Raw genomic sequence first — 17,900 nt, forward strand, 5'->3', positions numbered from 1 at the left:
TTAGTTGTTGGCCGCCACGATCGTCATGCGATCATCGAGCATATCGACCCACTGGCCGGCATGCGCCTGGGACTGGCGCTTGAGATATTGGTAGGGCGTTTCATTCCAGACGCGCACTGCGCTTTCCTGGTTGTCGAGCACCAGGTCGCCGCGATCAGTCCGCACCATCAGCACTGCGTGGCCGCTGCCATCGCTCTGGCGCACCACGGCGATAAGAAGCGTGCTGGGGGACCAGCCGGCCTCGATCAGCGCCTGGCGCTTGGCGAGCACGAAATCCTCGCAATCGCCATACCCGCTTGTCGGATAGGTCCAGAACTCTTCCACTTGATAGAGTTCCTGATCCGTCACCGGAATGATGGTCTGGTTGTAGTGTGCATTGATGGAAACGAGCTGCTGCCAGTTGCCTTCGGTCAAGGTGACGGCCGCCTCGACGGCGCCATTGGCCTGGCATTCGCCGGGACGTGACCGGCAGAAATCCAGATGCCCAACCGGAATGGACGTATTCGTGCTCGCAACCTGCACATAGGCTGCATTGGTAAAGTCGATAGCCGCACTGGGTTGGGCCCAGATTGCGAGCGCCGCAGTGGCCAGACTTGCCACCATCAGACGCCTATTTCGGATTGCCATAACGCGATCTCCCTGATGGAGACCACGCTAAGGGGGCCGACTTGCCCCGGTCCGAAAACTGCCGAGCAGTTTTTATGCGTGTTTTAGGATAGTTTGATCTGTCTTTTAGCGGCCGAGGTAAGGATGCGTTTACGCTAAGGCGGAGCCCTCAGATCAGTTCATGACGCGCAGGTTCTGCTGCACGACATTGAGCATTTCCTGCGCCGCCGCAAATTCCACGGCCACGCCATTCTGGAAGTGACGCACAACCCGTGCGCGCATGCGGCCAAGCGTGATCGGCGTTCCCATGGCCGGACGAACATCGAGTTCGATGGCCGCGCCCGAGAGCGAAATGTCGATGATCTTGCAGTTGTAGCGCCGCCCATCGTCGAGAACGACGGTAGAATGCCGGAGATCGGGCACTACGCGCTCATGCCGACGATCTTCCGGCAGGTTGAGCACGTCCTTGTTGGCCAGCCAGGTGAGCTGCGCCGCCATCTTGTCGCGCTTGCGCGGCGTGGCCGCGATATCCATCAGGAAGCCGCCATCGACCTGCTTGAGAATGGTGCCTTCGATGCGCCCCATATGGTCGAGATAAGCAATGATCCGCTCGCCTTCGATCCCCGGCACAGGTGCAATCACCACGGCATCGCCGGGCGACATTTCGAGAACCTGACAGGGAAATTCGCGCCGATCGGCCAGCATATAGCGGCCAAGGATGGAAACCTTGACGCGCTGAAACCGTCCTTCTTGCGCACGAGGCTGCGAAGGAGAGGGCATGCGTGCTGAATCGAGATCGTCACTAAGCATGCGTTCACCGGTCCCCGCCCGCACGTAAAAGTGCAAGCATCGTAACGATTCTCGGTTAACGCTTGGTTGGTGTCGGGGCGCCCGGGCTGGCCGATGCGAGGTTTCTTTCAGACGAAACCGAAGCCCTGACAGGGAGATAAACGCGCGACCCGGCAAAGCCCGATCGCGCCAGATCTTAGTTCCGGCCGCCGTCGATCACGGCGAGGTGAGCATAGCGACGTGCGCTGCGACCATAAAGCGTTGTCGGCATAGCCATGGTCGACGCCGCCGGAGCAAAGCCGATGTCGTTCACGACGCTGGCGGCAACATCAGGCATCGATTCCTCGCGCGGCATTTCATCTGGCCAGATCAGGCGCAGGCCGGTGATCCGCTGCTCGGCGATCGGCTGCACGCCAAGCCAGTAGGGCTCTTCCGTCGCCGTCATGCCGCCCAGAATGCGGGTGTGGCTCGAACCGTTATGGCGCAGCGGCATCAGGATCATCTCGAAGGATGTCTTGGTGTGGAGAGCCGTCGAGCCCTGGAAAGTTACAAGCGCCACGGCATGATCTTCCGTCACGGCGCGGATCAGCGTTTCCATCGCATCCTGGTCGCGGTCGTGCCAGAGAGCGGAGAAGGAGCGGCCCTTCAGTTCACGGCAATAGCTGGTGCAGAGGTGCGAACCGGCGAGGCGGAAGGAAAATTTGTCCTCGTCATTGAGTTCGAGGATGAAGGTATTGGCAAGCGCTTCGCGAATGCGGGTCGGGTCGATGTCCTTGCGGTCGGGCGCGCTGCGGGCGCCACGAATCGTGTTCCAATAGGTATAGAGCGTATTGGTGCTCGGCATCTGCATGGTAGGACCCGCTTGTTCATAAGCGGCATCCTATCTCCCCAGAGAGTCTCGCCGCACCGACGACAATGGCAAATCGGCAGGGCGATTGCCCGCTTAAACATTAATTAAGGTTAACGCTGCTGTCCCAATGTGGAAAAGCTTTGCGGAAGCCGCGCTGCGTAGGGTTTTAGGGAGAAAAACGATGAGTGAACCCGAGCAGATGCCCGGTTCCCAAGGCCGCCCGCCACGCGAGCCTATCTTCCTTTTGCCCAATGCCGTGACTGTTCTCGTCGGCATTCTCGCAGTGATTCACCTGGCGGCAACCATGGTGCTTAACGAGGCCGGGCAGACTCAGCTCTATTTCTGGTTCGCCTTCCAGCCTCTGCGTATCGTTTTGGCACCGCAGGATATCTCCGTCGCGATTCCCTTGCTCTGGACGCCGTTCTCCCATGCCTTCCTCCATGGCGGCTGGGATCATCTGCTCGTCAACGTCGCCTGGCTCGTCATCTTTGCCAGTCCGGTTGTCCGACGCTATGGGGCAGGGCCCATGCTGGCCATCTTCCTCGTTTCGGCCGCCGCTGGCGCCGCGGCCTTTGCTGCGACCTCGCTCTATTCCGGCGCTTATCTCATTGGGGCCTCAGGCGGCGTCGCCGGGCTCACCGGCGCGGCCGTCCGGTTCATCTTCCAGCCGGTCCTCTACGCACAGCACCCCGAGACCGGCCAGCGGGTGGTCCTTGGCCGCCGACTCGCCACTTTGCGCGAAGTCTTCATCAACCCGCGCTCGCGATTCTTCACACTGATCTGGCTGATCCTCAACGCCGCGGTACCCCTCGCGCCGCTTCTCATGGGCGCCAGCCTCGGCGTCGCCTGGCAGGCGCATCTGGGCGGGTTCTTTGCCGGCCTGTTGATGGTGGGGCTTTTCGAGCGGAAGCACTAGCGCCGACTGGCGTCGAGGCATCAGCGGACACGGCCAGTCCCTGGCGCAATACCAAAAGCCTTGCGCGACACATTCCAAACGCGCCCGTCACACCACTTGCATTTGCCTGCCCGAAAATAGGCCTATATGCCTTAACACCGAGACAGTTGGGCGGCATGGTGCAGACTCCGCCTGCAATTGGGAGAAAAACATGTCTTTGAACATCGTCACCAGGCGTGGCCTGGCAGGGATCGCCGCAGCATGTCTGGTCAGCGTGGCACTCCCTGCCGCTCCCGCCATGGCGCAGAAAACGAAATCCAAACCCGCCGAGCAGACGGTCGCATCCGAGCCGGCGGAATTCGCCGTTTCCATCCCCAGCGTTGATGCGGTTGATTCCAGCATCGATGCCGACACCATCAAGGCGATCCTGAGCGGTGCGCTCGTCGAGAATGCCGATGCGCTTGCTGGCCTCAATGCCACCAGCATCACCGTTCCCGAAATCATCCTCACCGTCACTTCGACCGTCGATGGCGTGAAGGAAGACGGCGTTCTCACCTTCAACAACCTGGTTCTCGAAGACGTGGTCGACGGCGTTGCAGCCAGCGCCAGCCTCGAAAGCTCGACCTTCGAGGTGCCGGACGGCCATGCCGAAATGGGCAGCACTTCGGCGACCAATTTCAACATCGGCGGCATGCTGGGCATCTATGGCCTCGTCGATGGCGGCGGCTCCACCGAGATGGAAACTCTCTATGCCGATTTCCTCATGGAAGGCGGCACTTTTGAAGCGGAAGAAGTCAGCTGTGAATTCGGCCCGGTAAGCGGCGCCGAAGTGCGCGGCCGTCCCATCGAGACGTCCTTCGTTGAGATCATGACGCTGGCCCAGCAGATGGAAGACGACCCGGAAATGGCCGATCCGGCCCTGATGGGCAAATTCATGCGCATGTACGCCGACATTCTGACGGCCTTCGAAAGCTCCGAATTCACCTTCGAGGGTTTTTCGTGCTCCGGTACGGATGACGAAGGCCGCCCGATGAATGTCGAAATCGGCAACGTGATCATGGCCGGCATGTCGCCGGGCATCTATCCGCAGATTTCGATGGATGATTTCCTGATCAATGTCGAAGGCGATGGCTCGATCACGCTCGGCAATTTCACCATCAAGCAGTTCGACCTGTCTTCCACCATTGCCGCTCTCGCCAATGCGCCGGAGGAAGTCGACAGATCCTGGCTCGAGGCCAATGCCCGCGCCCTGATTCCGGCCTTTGATGGCTTCTCCTTCTCCGGTCTTGCCATCGACATTCCGGATCCGGATGCCGACGGCGAACGCATCGTTGCCGATGTTGACGAGTTTGACCTGTCGCTCGCCAGCTACATCAACGGTATCCCCAGCGTCATCGACACCTCGGCCAGCGGCATTCGCGCCGCGCTGCCCGAAGATACTCAGGACGAACAGCTCCAGCAGCTCATCGCCCTCGGAATCACCGACATCGATGCAGGCTTCCGCCTCGCCGCCGCCTGGAATGCCGATACCAGCAGCATCGACGTTGAAGAAGTCTCCGTTTCCGGTGTCGACCTCGCAACCGTCGTGCTCTCCGGCACCATCGCGAATGCCACCGAAGCCCTGTTCTCGCTCGACGAGGATGAGGCACTGATGGCCAGCATGGGCGTCGCGATCAAGGCGCTCAACCTCGACGTCACCGACGCCGGTCTCTCCGACATCATCCTGGCCGTTGCCGCGGCAGAGCAGGGCGCCGACCCCGCAACCCTGCGCCCGGTCTTCGCCGGTCTCGCGGAAGGCACCATCATCGGCATGATGGCCGGTGCCGCCGATGCCGCCAAGCTTGGCGCGGCGATCAACCAGTTCGTCAGCGGTTCGGCCAAGTCGCTCAATATCGGCATCGAAGCCAAGACTGACCCCGGCCTCGGCATGGTCGACTTCATGACCGCCGAAGAAGACCCCACGACCCTGATTGGCAAGGTCAACATCACCGCCTCGGCGAAGTAAGCAAACAAAAGGGGCGGCCATTGGCCGCCCCAAATGTTTCAGCAATTCGCTACCTGCGATCTCCCACCACCCACGGTGTCATCCCCGCGAAAGCGGGGATCTCTGTTTCCTGCACAAACATGGATTCCCGCTTTCGCGGGAATGATGCCGTGGTTTGGGAACGTCAGCGAACCGCCTTCTCCAGCGCCGCCATCGACCAGGACAGCAGTTCCTTCGCCCGCGCTTCCGTCCCAGCCTCCACATAAGACCGCAACTCCGGCGCATTGCCCGACGCCCGGAAATGCACCGTCTCGCCACTCTTCAGATGAAACTGTAACCCATCGATCGCATTCACATCGGCGATCTCATGCGGCGCAAACACCTCCGCCGCATAGCCACCATCCATCTGCAGCCGCTTCAGAAACGCCGAACTCCGCTCACCCGGCACTTCCTGCAGGCGATCCGCGACAGCCACTTGCAGCGGCAAGCGCTGCACCAGCTCCGCCACCGAAATCCCGTCCTGCGCCGCCAGCCCCAGCGCCGCAATCACCGGCAAAATCGCATCCCGCGTCGGCAGCGCCGTCAGCTCAAACCCGGTGCCGACAAACGTCCCGCCATTGGCCTCAAAGCCCACGACAGCATCCGCCGCTTCCATGCCCGCGACCACGAAGGGCGAGCCCACCCGCGTCCGCACGACGTCCTCAAAATACCCCGTCCGCTCGATCGCCGAATTGGACGTCACCGGCGTCACAACCACCTTCGCCCCGAGGAACCGCGCCGCCAGCAGCCCCAGCGCATCCCCACGCACGAAATTGCCTTTGCCATCCATCACCAGCGGCCGATCCGCATCGCCATCGGCCGACACAATCGCATCCAGCCCATGCTCCCGCACCCAGAAGGGCAGGGGCGCAAAAAGCCCGTCAGAAAACGCCTCCGTATCCACCGGCACGAACACATCGCTCCGCCCCAACGAAACAATCTCAGCGCCCAGCGCCGCCAGCACCTGACCAATCAGGTCGCGCGACACCGTGGAATGCTCGAACACACCGATCTTCCAGCCATCGAGCGCGCCCCTGGGCAACAGCGCCACGCAACGCTCGGCATAGGCCTTTAGCGTCTCGTCGTGCTCGTCCTTGGGGCCATGCGCCGCATCCGGCACATCTGCGTCAGACAGCGCGGCCACAATCCCCGCTTCGTCATCCTTACTGACTTCGCCGGCCGGCTTGTAAAACTTCAGCCCATTGCGATCCGCCGGAATATGGCTCCCGGTGATCATCACCGCCGCGCTACCGGTCTTCATCGCCTGCAAAGCCAAAGCCGGCGTCGGCACCGCGCCACAATCGACTGGCTCGAACCCCGAAGCCGCAATTGCCTGAAGGCAATCCTCAGCAATCGCCGGGCTCGACGGCCTGAGGTCATAGCCCACCAGCACTCGCCCACCGGCCATCTGCCCCGAAGCCTGCAAATGCCGCAAAAACGCGGCCACATAGCGCCGCGCCGGTTGCCCCTGCAGATCGGTCACAAGCCCGCGCACGCCGCTGGTTCCAAATTTCAGGCTCATGGAAATAGTCCTTGAATAAACTAGTCGTCGACCCGCGGCCGCCCACGGCCCTGCTTCACGCCCGAACGCGTGGTCTTGGCATCAAGCCGCCGCTTTTTGGAAGCCAGGGTAGGGCGCGTCGCAATCCGCGGTTTGGGCACATAGGCCCCCGCCTTCAGCAATTCCACCAGCCGCTCCAGCGCATCGGCGCGGTTCATCGGCTGGTCGCGGTGATTGTTGGCGACAATGACGATAACGCCATCCTTGGTCAGCCGGCTTCCCGCCAGCGTGCCCACGCGCCGCTTCATCGCATCTGAAATACTGGGAGAATTGGCGAGGTCGAAGCGCAGTTGCACCGCGCTTGCCACCTTGTTGACGTTCTGCCCGCCGGCTCCCGTGCCGCGGACGAACGTTTCCTCGATCTCGCTGGGATCGATGGAAACGGTGCGGGTTATGGCAATGCGCTCAGCCAACAGCCCGCCCCGTCCTTATCGCTTCCAGCGTCCGCTGAAATAGACCTCTTCATCATGGATGATGCGGCCTTTTTCGGTCGTCCGGAATTTGCCCGGCTCGGCCTCTTCCACCCATTTCTTCTTCAGCATGCCGGCAAAGGTCTTTTCGCCGATATCCTTGAAGTCATCCGGGCCGAGGACATTGTCCTCGCCCAGATGATAGAGCGCCTTCATTTCGCGGTTGGACGGACGCTGCGGCATCTCAGGCTGCCTGCGCCTTGTCATTGAGATCAGGCGGGGTTGCCTCGGCGAGAAGCGAAACGATCGCTTCCATCGATGGCAGAACCTGCTGGCCCTCGGTGCCGAGACGACGCACGGAAACCGTGCCTTCCTCGGCCTCGCGCTTGCCAACCACGAACATCAGCGGCACCTTCTGCACCGAGTGCTCGCGCACCTTGTAGTTGATCTTCTCGTTGCGGGTATCGAGCTCGGCACGAATGCCCACGGCCCTAAGCTGGTTCACCAGCTTCTGACCATACTCATCCGCTTCCGAAACGATGGTCGCAACGACGACCTGGGTCGGCGCCAGCCACATCGGCATCTTGCCGGCATGGTTCTCGATCAGGATGCCAATAAACCGCTCGAGCGATCCAAGAATCGCGCGATGCAGCATCACGGCAAACTGCCGGCTACCGTCCTCGGCCACATAGGTCGCGCCGAGGCGCTCTGGCAGCACATAGTCGAGCTGCAGCGTACCAACCTGCCAGGAACGGCCAATCGCATCCTTGAGATGGAATTCGAGTTTCGGCGCATAGAACGCGCCTTCGCCTTCGGCGATCTCGAAGTCATAGCCGGTCGCGCGCAGGGCATCGCCCAGCGCCTTCTCGGCCGCATCCCAGCGCTCGATCGTGCCGCCGAACTTCTCCGGCCGCGTCGCGAGCTTGATGACGACATTGTCGAACCCGAGATGCCCATAGACCGAGTAAAGCAGGTGCACAAAGTGCTCCGTCTCGCTCTGGATCTGGTCCTCGCGGCAGAAGATATGCGCGTCGTCCTGGGTCATCTGCCGCACGCGCATCAGGCCATGGAGCGCACCATGGGCCTCGTTGCGGTGACAGCAGCCAAACTCGGCCATGCGCAGCGGCAGGTCGCGATAGGACTTGATGCCCTGGTTGAAGATCTGCACGTGTGCCGGGCAGTTCATCGGTTTCAGCGCCAGTAGGTCGCCTTCGTTCTCGAAGATCGGCTTGTCATCTTCCGTGCTCGGCACCTGGTCGGGCACCACGAACATGTTTTCGCGATATTTGCCCCAGTGGCCCGACTGCTCCCAGAACTTGGCATGCATCAGCTGCGGCGTCTTCACTTCCACATAGCCCGAGGAATTGAGACGACGACGGATGTAGGCTTCCATCTGGTTGTAGATGACGAAACCGCGCGGGTGCCAGAATACCGAGCCCTGCGCCTCTTCCTGCAGATGGAACAGATCGAGGTCACGGCCAATCTTGCGATGGTCGCGTTTCTCCGCCTCTTCCACCATGGTCAGGTAAGCGTCGAGCTCTTCCTTGGTCGGGAAAGCCGTGCCGTAGATGCGCGAAAGCACCGGACGATTGCTGTCGCCACGCCAATAGGCGCCGGCCACCTTGGTCAGCTTGAACGCCTGGCCGACATCCTTCACGGTCCGCATGTGCGGGCCGCGGCAGAGGTCCTTCCACTGGCCCTGGGCATACATCTTGATCGACTGGTCAGCCGGAATGGCGTCCACCAGCTCGACCTTGAAGGCCTCGCCCTTGGCTTCGAACCAGTCCTTGGCCTGGTCGCGCGTCCACACTTCCTTGGTGAAGGCCGCACCGCGCTCGATGATTTCGCTCATCTTCTTTTCGATGATGCGCAGCTCATCTTCCGTGAAGGGCCCAGCCTGACGGTAGAAGTCATAGTAGAAGCCATTCTCGATCACCGGACCAATGGTCACTTGCGTATCGGGCCAAAGCTCCTGCACGGCCTCGGCCAAAACGTGAGCTGCGTCATGGCGAATAAGTTCGAGCGCATCCTTGGAACCGGAATCACGCGTCACGAACTCGATCTGGCCATCGGCGTCGAGCGCATCCGAAAGATCGGAGAGCACGCCGTTCCAGCGCATGGCAATGGTCTTCTTGGCCAGGCTCTTGGAGATCCCTTCGACCACGGTGGTGCCGGTGGTGCCGCGCGGAAATTCGCGAGCTGCACCATCGGGGAACGTCACCTTGATCGACATTTTCAGTCTCCAGAAATTGGGATTATGCAGCGCCAATCGCTGCAAGGCGGCCTGAATAGCATGCTTTTCGCGCCGTGCCAGCCCTTGAAGGACAAAGCAGACACTGCGCGGGTCCCTCAGTACCGGCCCCAGCTATTCGACGAAGGGGAGCGAGGATTTCTTTGCCGTCGGGTAGGTCCGGCGGGCAGAGGCGTCACTTCCACCGGCCATAGGTCCACGGCAGATACCACCGTGCTTCGTCAGGCACAGCCTCCGGCACCGGATCATAGCCATGCGTTCCACCTGGCCGGCAACGGACGAACCGCGACAGCCCCATCCAGCCGCCCGGCCAGAATCCGAATTGCCAGATCGCATCGCGCGTATATTCCGAACAGGTAGGCAGGTGCCGGCAGGTTCGCCCGGCGAAAGCGGAAAGGGTGTAGCGATAGATCGTGATCAGCAAAATCGCTGCGACCTTGAAAGGCAAGTCGATCGCGCGCAGCACGTAGGAAGCGATGTTCTGCATCAACATATCGATGCAACGGTTTGTTTTGTCGATCTTTTCTCTATCGCATCCACAACGGCATCAAACACCAGCAGCGTCGAGGCGTGCCGCGCCGGAAACTCGCGCACCGGCTCGAGGTAAGCCAGGTCCGACCATTTTCCGTCCGGTGGCGTCCCGTCGGCCTTCAGCATTTCCCGCATTTGCCGCGCCAGCGCCAAAAAATCGTCAGCCCGTGTCCCGACGATCTCGCGCGCTACAATAGCCGCCGAAGTCTGCCCCAAGGCGCAGGCCGAAACCTCGTGCCCATAGCCGGTAATGACCCCGTCGGTCACAACGATATCCACCTCGATCACCGAACCGCAGATGCGGCTGACTTTTCGCGACGAGGCATCTGGCGCAGGCAACCGCCCGGGTTGCAATGCGTTTCCGGCAATGTCGAGAATCTTGTCCGAATAAAGCTCGCTTAGCGCCATGAAGGAAATCTGACTTCTTGTTCCCGTCTTGTACGCCTTCTATATAGATGGTCCGACACGGACTGCCAGGGTAGAAGCTCTCTGGTCGTCCAAACTGCCCGCGACACCGCAGCCACTCCGGTTCCGAGTTTAGGAGTAATCCATTGGACGCGTCCGTAAAGCTACCTTTTCCCGCGCCTGCCACGTCCACTTCAATGCCGCGCCCGACTCGCGAAGAAGCCGAAGCGGCTGTTCGCACGCTGATCGCCTGGGCCGGTGACGACCCGACCCGCGAGGGCCTGCTGGAGACTCCGGCACGCGTCGCCAAGGCCTATGAGGAACTCTTCTCGGGCTATGGCCAGGACGCCAAGGAAGTCCTGTCGAAAATGTTCCGCGAAGTCGGCGGTTACGACGACATCGTCTTCGTGCGCGATATTCCGTTCTATGCCCATTGCGAGCACCACATGGTGCCGTTCTTCGGCAAGGCCCACATCGCGTATCTGCCACATGACGGCGTTGTTGGCCTCTCCAAGCTCGCCCGCCTTGTGGAAGTCTTCGCCCGCCGTCTCCAGACGCAGGAAACCATGACGGCGCAGATCGTCGACGCCATCAACGAGAACCTCGGGCCTCGCGGCGCCGCGGTCATGCTCGAAGCCGAACACATGTGCATGACCATGCGCGGCGTTCGCGCCCACGACGTCAAGACGATCACCCATCGCTTCACTGGCGTCTTTGCCGAAGACCGCGTCGAACAGGACCGCTTCTTCGCGATGATCAATCGACGCTGAGGCATCCTAGGTTGTCCGGCGTACTATTCCGGGTCGGAGAAGGCCCGTACGGCATCGACCACAACCTTGATCGCTATACGACAGGCGCGAGAATGAGCAGAGCCGCATAGGCGCTCTTGTACCGGCTCTCGGGCCCGGGCGACATGTAGAAAAACCAAACGGAGTAGACAAAGGCTAGAACTGGTAACTGAGCCCAGTTCTTCGTCACGCTCCGCCTGATAGCTCTATATAGCCTACGCAATGGCGGCTCCCCTGCACCGAGGGGTAGGTTGCACGGCTTCGTGGCGTCTGTCGACGGGCGCCCTGCGCTGCTCTCCTGGCTATGACGCCGCAACGACAAGCGCGATCAAATGCGCATGTCCCACTTGTGGCATAGACTACCCGTCTCAAGCGAGTTCATGTCATGTCCCTTGTTGCCAAGATGCTCTGGGTTCTCGAAAGCCGCTCACGCGAGCCACTGGACCTCGAGGAATTGGCGGCGGTCACAGGGCGCTCCAAAAGCTACCTGTCGCGCGTCTTTCCGTTGGTCACCGGCTATTCAGTCACCGGCTATCTGCGGGCAAGGCGCCTCAGTGAAGCCGCTCGCGTCCTGGCCAATGGCGCTCCCGACATTCTCTCGGTTGCGCTGGAAGCCGGATATGGCTCGCACGAGGCATTCACCCGTGCCTTTCGTGATCAGTTCGGCATCACGCCGCAAACGGTCCGCGATCGGCGTCACCTCGAAGGGATCAGTTTCGTGGAGCCTCTCAGAATGGAAATGAACGCAGACACTACCATCGCGCTGCCGCACTTTGAAAACCGCCCGGCGCTACACTTTGCCGGCATCGCTGAGCGTCACCAGATGAGCATGCCGGTTGGTATTCCGGATCAATGGCGTCGTTTTCAGCCCTACATCGGCAACATCGATGGAGCTATTGCCGGCGCGGCCTATGGCTTGGTTGGCGAAATCACTGCCGATGGCATGTTCGACTACCTCGTCGCCATGGAAGTGAGGGCCGGCATTGAACTGCCGCCTGAACTCAGCGCGGTTACCGTTCCTCCGCTGCGCTGGGCACGCTTCAAGCATGCCGGACATGTCGCGACCATTCGGCAGACGATTGGTTCGGCCGAACGCTGGCTCAGCGAAAACGGCTACGAGCCTAGCGAAGCGGTCCATAGCTTCATCGAATATTATGGCCCCGCGTTCGATGCCCGCACCGGCATGGGCGATGTCGAGGTCTGGTTCGGCCTCAAGGCCTGAAACACTGGCGCTTGTCAGCGATGCGCGCTAGAGCCTCGTCATTCGAGCCAAAGGCGCGCATCATGATTTCCTCCTTCGCCGACCCCAAATTGCTAAGCCATGACGAACTCGAAGAGGGCACCATCTTCGCGCCGCGCTTCGATGCCCATGGCCTCATCACGGTCGTCACGATTGAGGATGGCACCAAGGACGTCCTCATGGTCGCGCATATGAACGCCGAAACCCTCAGCCTGACGCTGGAAACCGGCATCGCCCACTATTGGTCGCGCTCGCGAAAAGCCATCTGGAAGAAGGGCGAAACCTCGGGCGAATTGCAGGAAGTCGTCGAACTGCGCACCGACTGCGACCAGGACTGTCTCGTCATGACCGTCCGCCAGACCGGCCGCGGCGCCGCCTGCCACACCGGCCGCAAAAGCTGCTTCTATCGCAGTGTCGAGACGGAAAACGGCATTGCGCGGCTGGAGGACACGGGCCTGCCGAAGCTGTTCGATCCGAAGGATGTGTACGGGAAGTAACGTAGCGCTTGGCGCCAGTGCTCTGACGCCGCTCCCACCTCCATCGTCATTGCCGGGCTCGTCCCGGCAATCCATCTCGCCTCCGCATGGACCACCGGGACAAGCCCGGTGGTGACGACAAACTATGGGGTAGGTGACCCAGCAATATCCACCGTGTCATCCCCGCGAAAGCGGGGATCTCATTTTGAGGAAGCACTGATTCCCGCCTTCGCGGGAATGACGCCGTGGGGATGCGCGGCCCTCAAACCCCGCCATAAACACTCGTCAGCACTTCGATTTCACGCGATCCGCCCGAAACCACCTGCACTTCGCGGTTATAAACCTTCTCGCCTTGCTTGGCGAAAATCAGATAGTCGCCTTCCGCCAGCACGGTGGACGGGAAAGCCCCGCGGTCCGTAAAGACGGTAGCGCCGTCCGGTGTCTTCACCGTCCACTCCACGTCAGCAATGGCCTCGCCGCCTTCTTCCGAAACCAGCCGGAACGACACTTCGCTCGCATGGTGGTAGAGCGTTGCGTCGGTCAGTTCGCCCGATTCCACGCGCAGGTCGGCCCGCACCACGGCATTGATCGTCCCGAAGTGCGAGACGATGTGATAGGTGCCGGCATTGAGCGTGACGATGTCATTGGGCGGCAGGTTTTCGGCGATCAGCACGCGGCTGGCCTCTTCGCCGGCGGTAAAAATGTCGAAGCGCAACTGGGTCGGCGCGATCGGAATGTCACCGGTCACGGCCGAATTCAGCCGCAAGGCGCCGGCTTCGAGATCGACCACCTTTTCATTATTGCCCGGCACCACCGACAGGGATTCGCTGAGCTGGGCTCGCCCATAGGCGGCATGCACCACATATTCGCCCGGCGGCAGATCGAGCCGCGCCGTTGATTCCTCTGATTTGGCAACGAGCGTCATATTGCCCTGAGCATCGGGCACGCTGTCGAACACCCGCCAGACGACACCCTCGGGAATAGACGGACCTTCCTGCGTAATCCTTGCAGTCAGGGTCACCGACTGCGGAACGCTGGTTACCGCCGTAATGGCATCGGCAGCCGTACCTGCGGCGGGCGCGGCCGCCGGAGGCGGCAGATTGTTCGGATCGGGGCGCGGCCGGGGCAGGGGCGGAATCTCGGCGTTCTCTTGCGCGAAGACGACAGGCGCAGAGGCAACCGTCACGCTCGCAAAGCTGAGAATGGCACAGGCAATCAGGCGATAGACAGGCAGCATGGTTGTTCGGGCCAATAGAGAAGGTCAGGGCGCCCCGACTCTTTTCAGGATAGAGCGCGATTACGGAAAAGCTGTGTCACACTCGGAACGGCTTGAAAACCGGTGCTGGTTTGGGTCAAAGCAATTTCCTTAAGGCCCGCCCATTTCAAGCTGCCCTCAAGGATAGACCATGCCCGCCAATCCAGCCCTGCGTGACCACCTTCTTACTCGCCGTTCCGTCGGCCAGGCGTTTCTCGCCGAACCCGCACCGACCGGCGCCGATCTGCAGACGCTGCTGACCATCGCGACGCGCGTTCCCGATCACGGCAAGCTCGCACCCTGGCGTTTGGTCCTCTTCTCCGGCGATGCCCGCGCCGCAGCCGGTGAAAAGCTCGCCGAAATCGCCAAGCGCAAGCGCCCGGAAATTGATGAAACAGGCCTCGAAATCGAGCGCCGCCAGTTCGTCCCCGCGCCCCTCGTCATCGGCGTCATCTCAACCGCCAAGCCGCATGTAAAAATTCCGGAATTCGAGCAATTGCTCTCGGCCGGCAATGTCGCCTTCAACCTCGTCCACGGCGCCTATGCCCTCGGCTATGCTGCGACCTGGATCACCCGCTGGTACACATTCGACACCGACGCGGCCGCTATGCTCGGCGCGAAAGAAGGTGAGCGCTTCGTCGGTTTCGTCCATATCGGCACCCCGACAACCACGATCGAAGACCGTCCGCGTCCGGACCTGGCCGAAATCGTAACAGAATGGCGCCCGTAACAGGCTCGATGTTAACAGTCTGTTAGCGATAATAATGCAGAGGTTAACGCAGTCTTCGCGCTAACCTCAGGCTGTTAATGGGCGTCCAGTCCATCTCCGTTCCGCAGAATCTGGCCACCGCGCTCACCGCGGCCGGCAATCGCAGCGGCGTGGACTTCTCCTATCTTTTGCAGACGGCGATGCGCGAAAGCAGCCTCAACCCGTCTGCAAAGGCCAGCACTTCCTCAGCCGTCGGCCTCTTCCAGTTCCTCGAAGGCACCTGGCTGCAGGTGATGAAGCAGGAAGGCCCGCGCTTGGGCTACGGCAATATTGCCAATGAAATTCAACGACGTAGCGACGGCAGCTACACGGTCGCCGACCCCGCGCGAAAAGCCGAAATCCTCAAACTGCGCGAAGATCCGCAGATCGCCGCGGACCTTGCCGCCGCCTTCACCCGCTCCAATGGCGAATACCTGAAATCCAGATTCGGCCGTAACCCCAGCGCCGGCGAACTCTACATCGCCCACTTCTTGGGAGCTGAAGGCGCCGAGCGCATGTTCAAGGCCGGCCTCGAAAATCCCGACCAGCTAGCGGTCAATCTCTTCCCCCGCCAGGCCGACGCCAACCAGGCGATTTTCTACAGCAACGGCCAGCCGCGCACCATTCGCGACGTCTACCGCACCCTCGTCGCCAAGCACGAAGGTGTTACAAATGCTGCGTTTTCTACCCAGCAGATGGCCGGGCAGGGCGCCGGCCAACCCGAACCGCTCCCCGTCGTGCCGTCGCGATTCTCGACCGACAACATGTCCTTTACCGGTCTCTTCAAGACCGTTCCCGAAGAGGCAGAAGCACCACCCGCCGGCGGTTCTGCCTTCTTCACCCAGCTTTACGCTCGTTAACAGCGGCTTGCCGTTTATGGTGAACGGTTCCTTAAATACTCTCGGCTAGGCTTTCTTCGCTCGGGTGTGGAGAGAGTAATGATCGAGTATAGCGAGTTCGTCCGGCTGTCCCGGTCCAATGATAGCGATGAGCGCGGTCACGCCGCCCATCTGGCTGCCTTGGCTTTTCTCGACCACCATGGCCCCGCTGACGAACACGCTGCCCTCTACGCCGCCCTGATCAACTTCCTTGATGATCCTTCGGTGAAGGTGCGAGCTGCCTTGGCCTACGGGCTGCTCCATTCGCTGGACGCGCCCCGGCCGATCATGATCGCATTGCTGCAGGATAGCCCCATCATATCGCGCGCGATTCTTCAGTATTCGCCGATACTTATCGATGCCGACCTGCTCGGATGCGTCCGCAAGGGCGATCAGTCCATCTGGCTCGCCATCGCCCAGCGCAGCAAGCTTTCGCCCCGCATCGCTGCCGAACTGATTGCCCGGCAGGATCGGAATATTACTCAGCACGTTCTGCGCCGCGCAGACGTCGGAATCGATTCCGAGCTTCTGGTGGAACTAGCAAGGAGCGAAGGCCAGGACGCGCAAATGCGCGGTGCCTTGCTGTCTCGTCCGGATCTGCCGGCGCCCGCTCGCCTGATCCTCGTCCAGCGCGTTACGGAAGCCCTGCGAGAGCTGCGTCTCGTCCGCGGCTCTCTGGCCCCGGACCGATTGGCCCGTTTGCTGCGTGATGGCTCCGATACTGCGCTGTCTTCGATCGGCGAAAACGAGGCATGCCAGCAAAGGCAGGATTTCGTGCAGGGGCTGGTCGGATCGAGCCAGCTCAATTCGCGCATCCTCCTCCATGCGGTTGTCACGGGCCACGTCATGTTCTTCGCGTCCTGCGTTGCCGAGCTGGCCGAAGTCTCGCGCGAGAAGGTCTTTACGCTGCTCGAAGGCGGTAGCCGGGCGTCGCTTTCCGCAATGTTCGCGCGGGCAGGCTTGTCGGCCGATCTCGGTAAGGTGCTGGTGCAATTAGTTCTTTATGCGCGAACCGCTGATCTCGCTGACGACATCACGGCCCGTCACTACGTCGTGACGGCGCTCACCGAGGAACTGATCAACGATCATGACGGTGTGATTCCGCCGGCTCTGGAAGAGACCTTCGCCTATCTCAGCGAGCAGAATATTGCGCTGGCCCGCAAGGCCGCGCGCGGTGTTATGCGCGCCTTCGCCGAAACAACTCACCTTGCAATGGCGCTACCACCGGCGGCTACCGAGCGGATGCTGGAACTGCCCGCAGCCTAAGTGGCACTAGAACTTGAACTGCTCGCTGAGCACCCGCTCTTCAAGGCTCTTGCCCGGATCGAAGAGCAGCGTCACGCCGTGCGAGCGGTCCTCGCGAACGGTAACCTCGCGCACGTTCTGAATTTCGATATTGTCCGCGACTGCGCTGACCGGCCGCTTTTCGGCCTCGTGCAGTACAAAGCGCACCTCAGCCCGATTGCTGAGAATCGCCCCACGCCAGCGGCGAGGCCGAAAGGGTGAGATCGGGGTAAGCGCGAGCAGCGGTGCCTCGATCGGCAAAATCGGGCCGTGCGCCGAGAGATTGTAGGCAGTGGAGCCGGCGGGCGTGGACAACAGGATTCCGTCGCAGATCAGTTCGTCGAGCCGGATTTCATTGTCGACCGCAATTTGAATCTTGGCCGCCTGATGGGTCGAGCGGAAGAGCGAGACCTCGTTCAGGGCCAGGGCGATGCGGCGCTTGCCGGAAGCGTCGAGCACTTCCATCGAAAGCGGATAGATTTTCGTGCGCTGCGCCGATTGCAGGCGCTGGACAATATCTGCCTCGGCGAAGTCGTTCATCATGAAGCCGACCGAACCGAAATTCATGCCGTAAACCGGCGTTCCGTGCGGCATCACGCGATGGAGGGTCTGCAGCATGAGGCCATCGCCACCGAGGGCTACGACATAGTCAGCATCGTCGATGGAAACGTTGCCCAAGACCTTGCGGAGCCGTTCCGCTGCGACCTCGGAGCCGGGCGTTTCATTGGTCACGATTGCTACGCGAGGAAGTGCCGAACCGCTCACATTGCCCCCCAAATCGAATGCAGGCAGTGCCAACCGGCACATCTTTGTCGCCGCGCTTCGTCCTTGGGTGCTTCGTGGCTACCAAGTGCGAAGTGCCGCTGGAATATGGGGTCGCTAGTAGCAAAGGCAGGACCGAAAGGCGAGC

19 protein-coding genes are annotated in these 17,900 nt (G+C 61.2%); 8 read left to right on the top strand and 11 right to left on the bottom strand.

Features of this window, described 5'->3' with window-relative positions:
- The 3 genes from NVV77_RS06845 to NVV77_RS06855 form a co-directional block, all read right to left on the bottom strand.
- Positions 1-627 (bottom strand): transglutaminase-like cysteine peptidase, encoded by a 627-nt coding sequence (locus tag NVV77_RS06845; RefSeq protein WP_295411721.1) that lies wholly within the window; start codon positions 625-627, stop codon positions 1-3.
- Positions 628-780: 153 nt separating this feature from the next.
- Entirely contained in the window at positions 781-1,386 is a 606-nt protein-coding gene (locus NVV77_RS06850) for a PilZ domain-containing protein (RefSeq protein ID WP_295411722.1), read from the bottom strand.
- 205 nt (positions 1,387-1,591) lie between these two features.
- Positions 1,592-2,245: a PAS domain-containing protein gene (locus NVV77_RS06855; protein WP_295411723.1), complete on the bottom strand. Its 654-nt coding sequence runs from the start codon at positions 2,243-2,245 to the stop codon at positions 1,592-1,594.
- Positions 2,246-2,426: 181 nt separating this feature from the next.
- On the opposite strand from NVV77_RS06855, the gene NVV77_RS06860 reads away from it, so the two are divergent.
- A complete protein-coding gene (locus tag NVV77_RS06860; protein ID WP_295411724.1) occupies positions 2,427-3,161 on the top strand; it encodes a rhomboid family intramembrane serine protease in 735 nt (244 codons plus the stop codon).
- 190 nt (positions 3,162-3,351) lie between these two features.
- Positions 3,352-5,145 (top strand): hypothetical protein, encoded by a 1,794-nt coding sequence (locus tag NVV77_RS06865; protein WP_295411725.1) that lies wholly within the window; start codon positions 3,352-3,354, stop codon positions 5,143-5,145.
- 163 nt (positions 5,146-5,308) lie between these two features.
- On the opposite strand, the gene NVV77_RS06870 is transcribed toward NVV77_RS06865, so the two are convergent.
- The 6 genes from NVV77_RS06870 to NVV77_RS06895 form a co-directional block, all read right to left on the bottom strand.
- Positions 5,309-6,685 carry a phosphomannomutase gene (locus NVV77_RS06870; protein ID WP_295411726.1) on the bottom strand — a complete coding sequence of 459 codons (1,377 nt, stop codon included), beginning with the start codon at positions 6,683-6,685 and terminating at the stop codon, positions 5,309-5,311.
- Positions 6,686-6,705: 20 nt separating this feature from the next.
- The gene (arfB, locus tag NVV77_RS06875; protein WP_295411727.1) at positions 6,706-7,137 is read right to left on the bottom strand and encodes an alternative ribosome rescue aminoacyl-tRNA hydrolase ArfB; all 432 of its coding nucleotides are present in this window, start codon (positions 7,135-7,137) and stop codon (positions 6,706-6,708) included.
- A 15-nt stretch (positions 7,138-7,152) separates the two neighbouring features.
- Positions 7,153-7,377: a hypothetical protein gene (locus NVV77_RS06880; RefSeq protein ID WP_295411728.1), complete on the bottom strand. Its 225-nt coding sequence runs from the start codon at positions 7,375-7,377 to the stop codon at positions 7,153-7,155.
- Position 7,378: 1 nt separating this feature from the next.
- On the bottom strand, positions 7,379-9,367 hold the full coding sequence (gene thrS, locus NVV77_RS06885; protein WP_295411729.1) for a threonine--tRNA ligase: 1,989 nt from the start codon (positions 9,365-9,367) through the stop codon (positions 7,379-7,381).
- Positions 9,368-9,560: 193 nt separating this feature from the next.
- Positions 9,561-9,872: a membrane protein insertion efficiency factor YidD gene (gene yidD, locus NVV77_RS06890; protein ID WP_295411730.1), complete on the bottom strand. Its 312-nt coding sequence runs from the start codon at positions 9,870-9,872 to the stop codon at positions 9,561-9,563.
- A complete protein-coding gene (locus NVV77_RS06895) occupies positions 9,872-10,324 on the bottom strand; it encodes an iron-sulfur cluster assembly scaffold protein (protein ID WP_295411731.1) in 453 nt (150 codons plus the stop codon). The genes yidD and NVV77_RS06895 overlap by 1 nt, the downstream gene beginning before the upstream one ends.
- A gap of 194 nt (positions 10,325-10,518) precedes the next feature.
- On the opposite strand from NVV77_RS06895, the gene folE reads away from it, so the two are divergent.
- From folE to hisI, 3 genes are all read left to right on the top strand, one after another.
- Positions 10,519-11,091 (top strand): GTP cyclohydrolase I FolE, encoded by a 573-nt coding sequence (folE, locus tag NVV77_RS06900; protein ID WP_295411732.1) that lies wholly within the window; start codon positions 10,519-10,521, stop codon positions 11,089-11,091.
- A gap of 403 nt (positions 11,092-11,494) precedes the next feature.
- Positions 11,495-12,331 carry an AraC family transcriptional regulator gene (locus tag NVV77_RS06905; protein WP_295411733.1) on the top strand — a complete coding sequence of 279 codons (837 nt, stop codon included), beginning with the start codon at positions 11,495-11,497 and terminating at the stop codon, positions 12,329-12,331.
- A gap of 62 nt (positions 12,332-12,393) precedes the next feature.
- Positions 12,394-12,846, top strand: coding sequence for a phosphoribosyl-AMP cyclohydrolase (gene hisI, locus NVV77_RS06910; RefSeq protein WP_295411734.1), 453 nt, complete (start codon positions 12,394-12,396; stop codon positions 12,844-12,846).
- Positions 12,847-13,087: 241 nt separating this feature from the next.
- Here the strand turns inward: hisI and NVV77_RS06915 are convergent, their stop codons facing one another.
- Positions 13,088-14,062, bottom strand: a complete 975-nt coding sequence (locus NVV77_RS06915) for a hypothetical protein (protein ID WP_295411735.1) — start codon at positions 14,060-14,062, stop codon at positions 13,088-13,090.
- Between the two features lie 169 nt (positions 14,063-14,231).
- Here NVV77_RS06915 and NVV77_RS06920 point away from each other — a divergent pair, with 169 nt between their 5' ends.
- The 3 genes from NVV77_RS06920 to NVV77_RS06930 all read left to right on the top strand — a co-directional run bounded on the left by NVV77_RS06920 (position 14,232) and on the right by NVV77_RS06930 (position 16,972).
- Complete coding sequence (locus NVV77_RS06920) at positions 14,232-14,810, top strand: nitroreductase (RefSeq protein ID WP_295411736.1); 579 nt, start codon at positions 14,232-14,234, stop codon at positions 14,808-14,810.
- Positions 14,811-14,887: 77 nt separating this feature from the next.
- Positions 14,888-15,688: a transglycosylase SLT domain-containing protein gene (locus NVV77_RS06925; RefSeq protein ID WP_295411737.1), complete on the top strand. Its 801-nt coding sequence runs from the start codon at positions 14,888-14,890 to the stop codon at positions 15,686-15,688.
- A gap of 78 nt (positions 15,689-15,766) precedes the next feature.
- Positions 15,767-16,972 (top strand): DUF2336 domain-containing protein, encoded by a 1,206-nt coding sequence (locus NVV77_RS06930; RefSeq protein ID WP_295411738.1) that lies wholly within the window; start codon positions 15,767-15,769, stop codon positions 16,970-16,972.
- Positions 16,973-16,978: 6 nt separating this feature from the next.
- Here NVV77_RS06930 and NVV77_RS06935 read toward each other — a convergent pair whose 3' ends face one another.
- Positions 16,979-17,755: an NAD kinase gene (locus NVV77_RS06935; RefSeq protein ID WP_295411739.1), complete on the bottom strand. Its 777-nt coding sequence runs from the start codon at positions 17,753-17,755 to the stop codon at positions 16,979-16,981.
- Between the last annotated feature and the right edge of the window lie 145 nt (positions 17,756-17,900).

This window comes from Devosia sp., from assembly GCF_024707125.1.
In the GTDB taxonomy this organism is placed as follows: Bacteria; Pseudomonadota; Alphaproteobacteria; order Rhizobiales; family Devosiaceae; genus Devosia.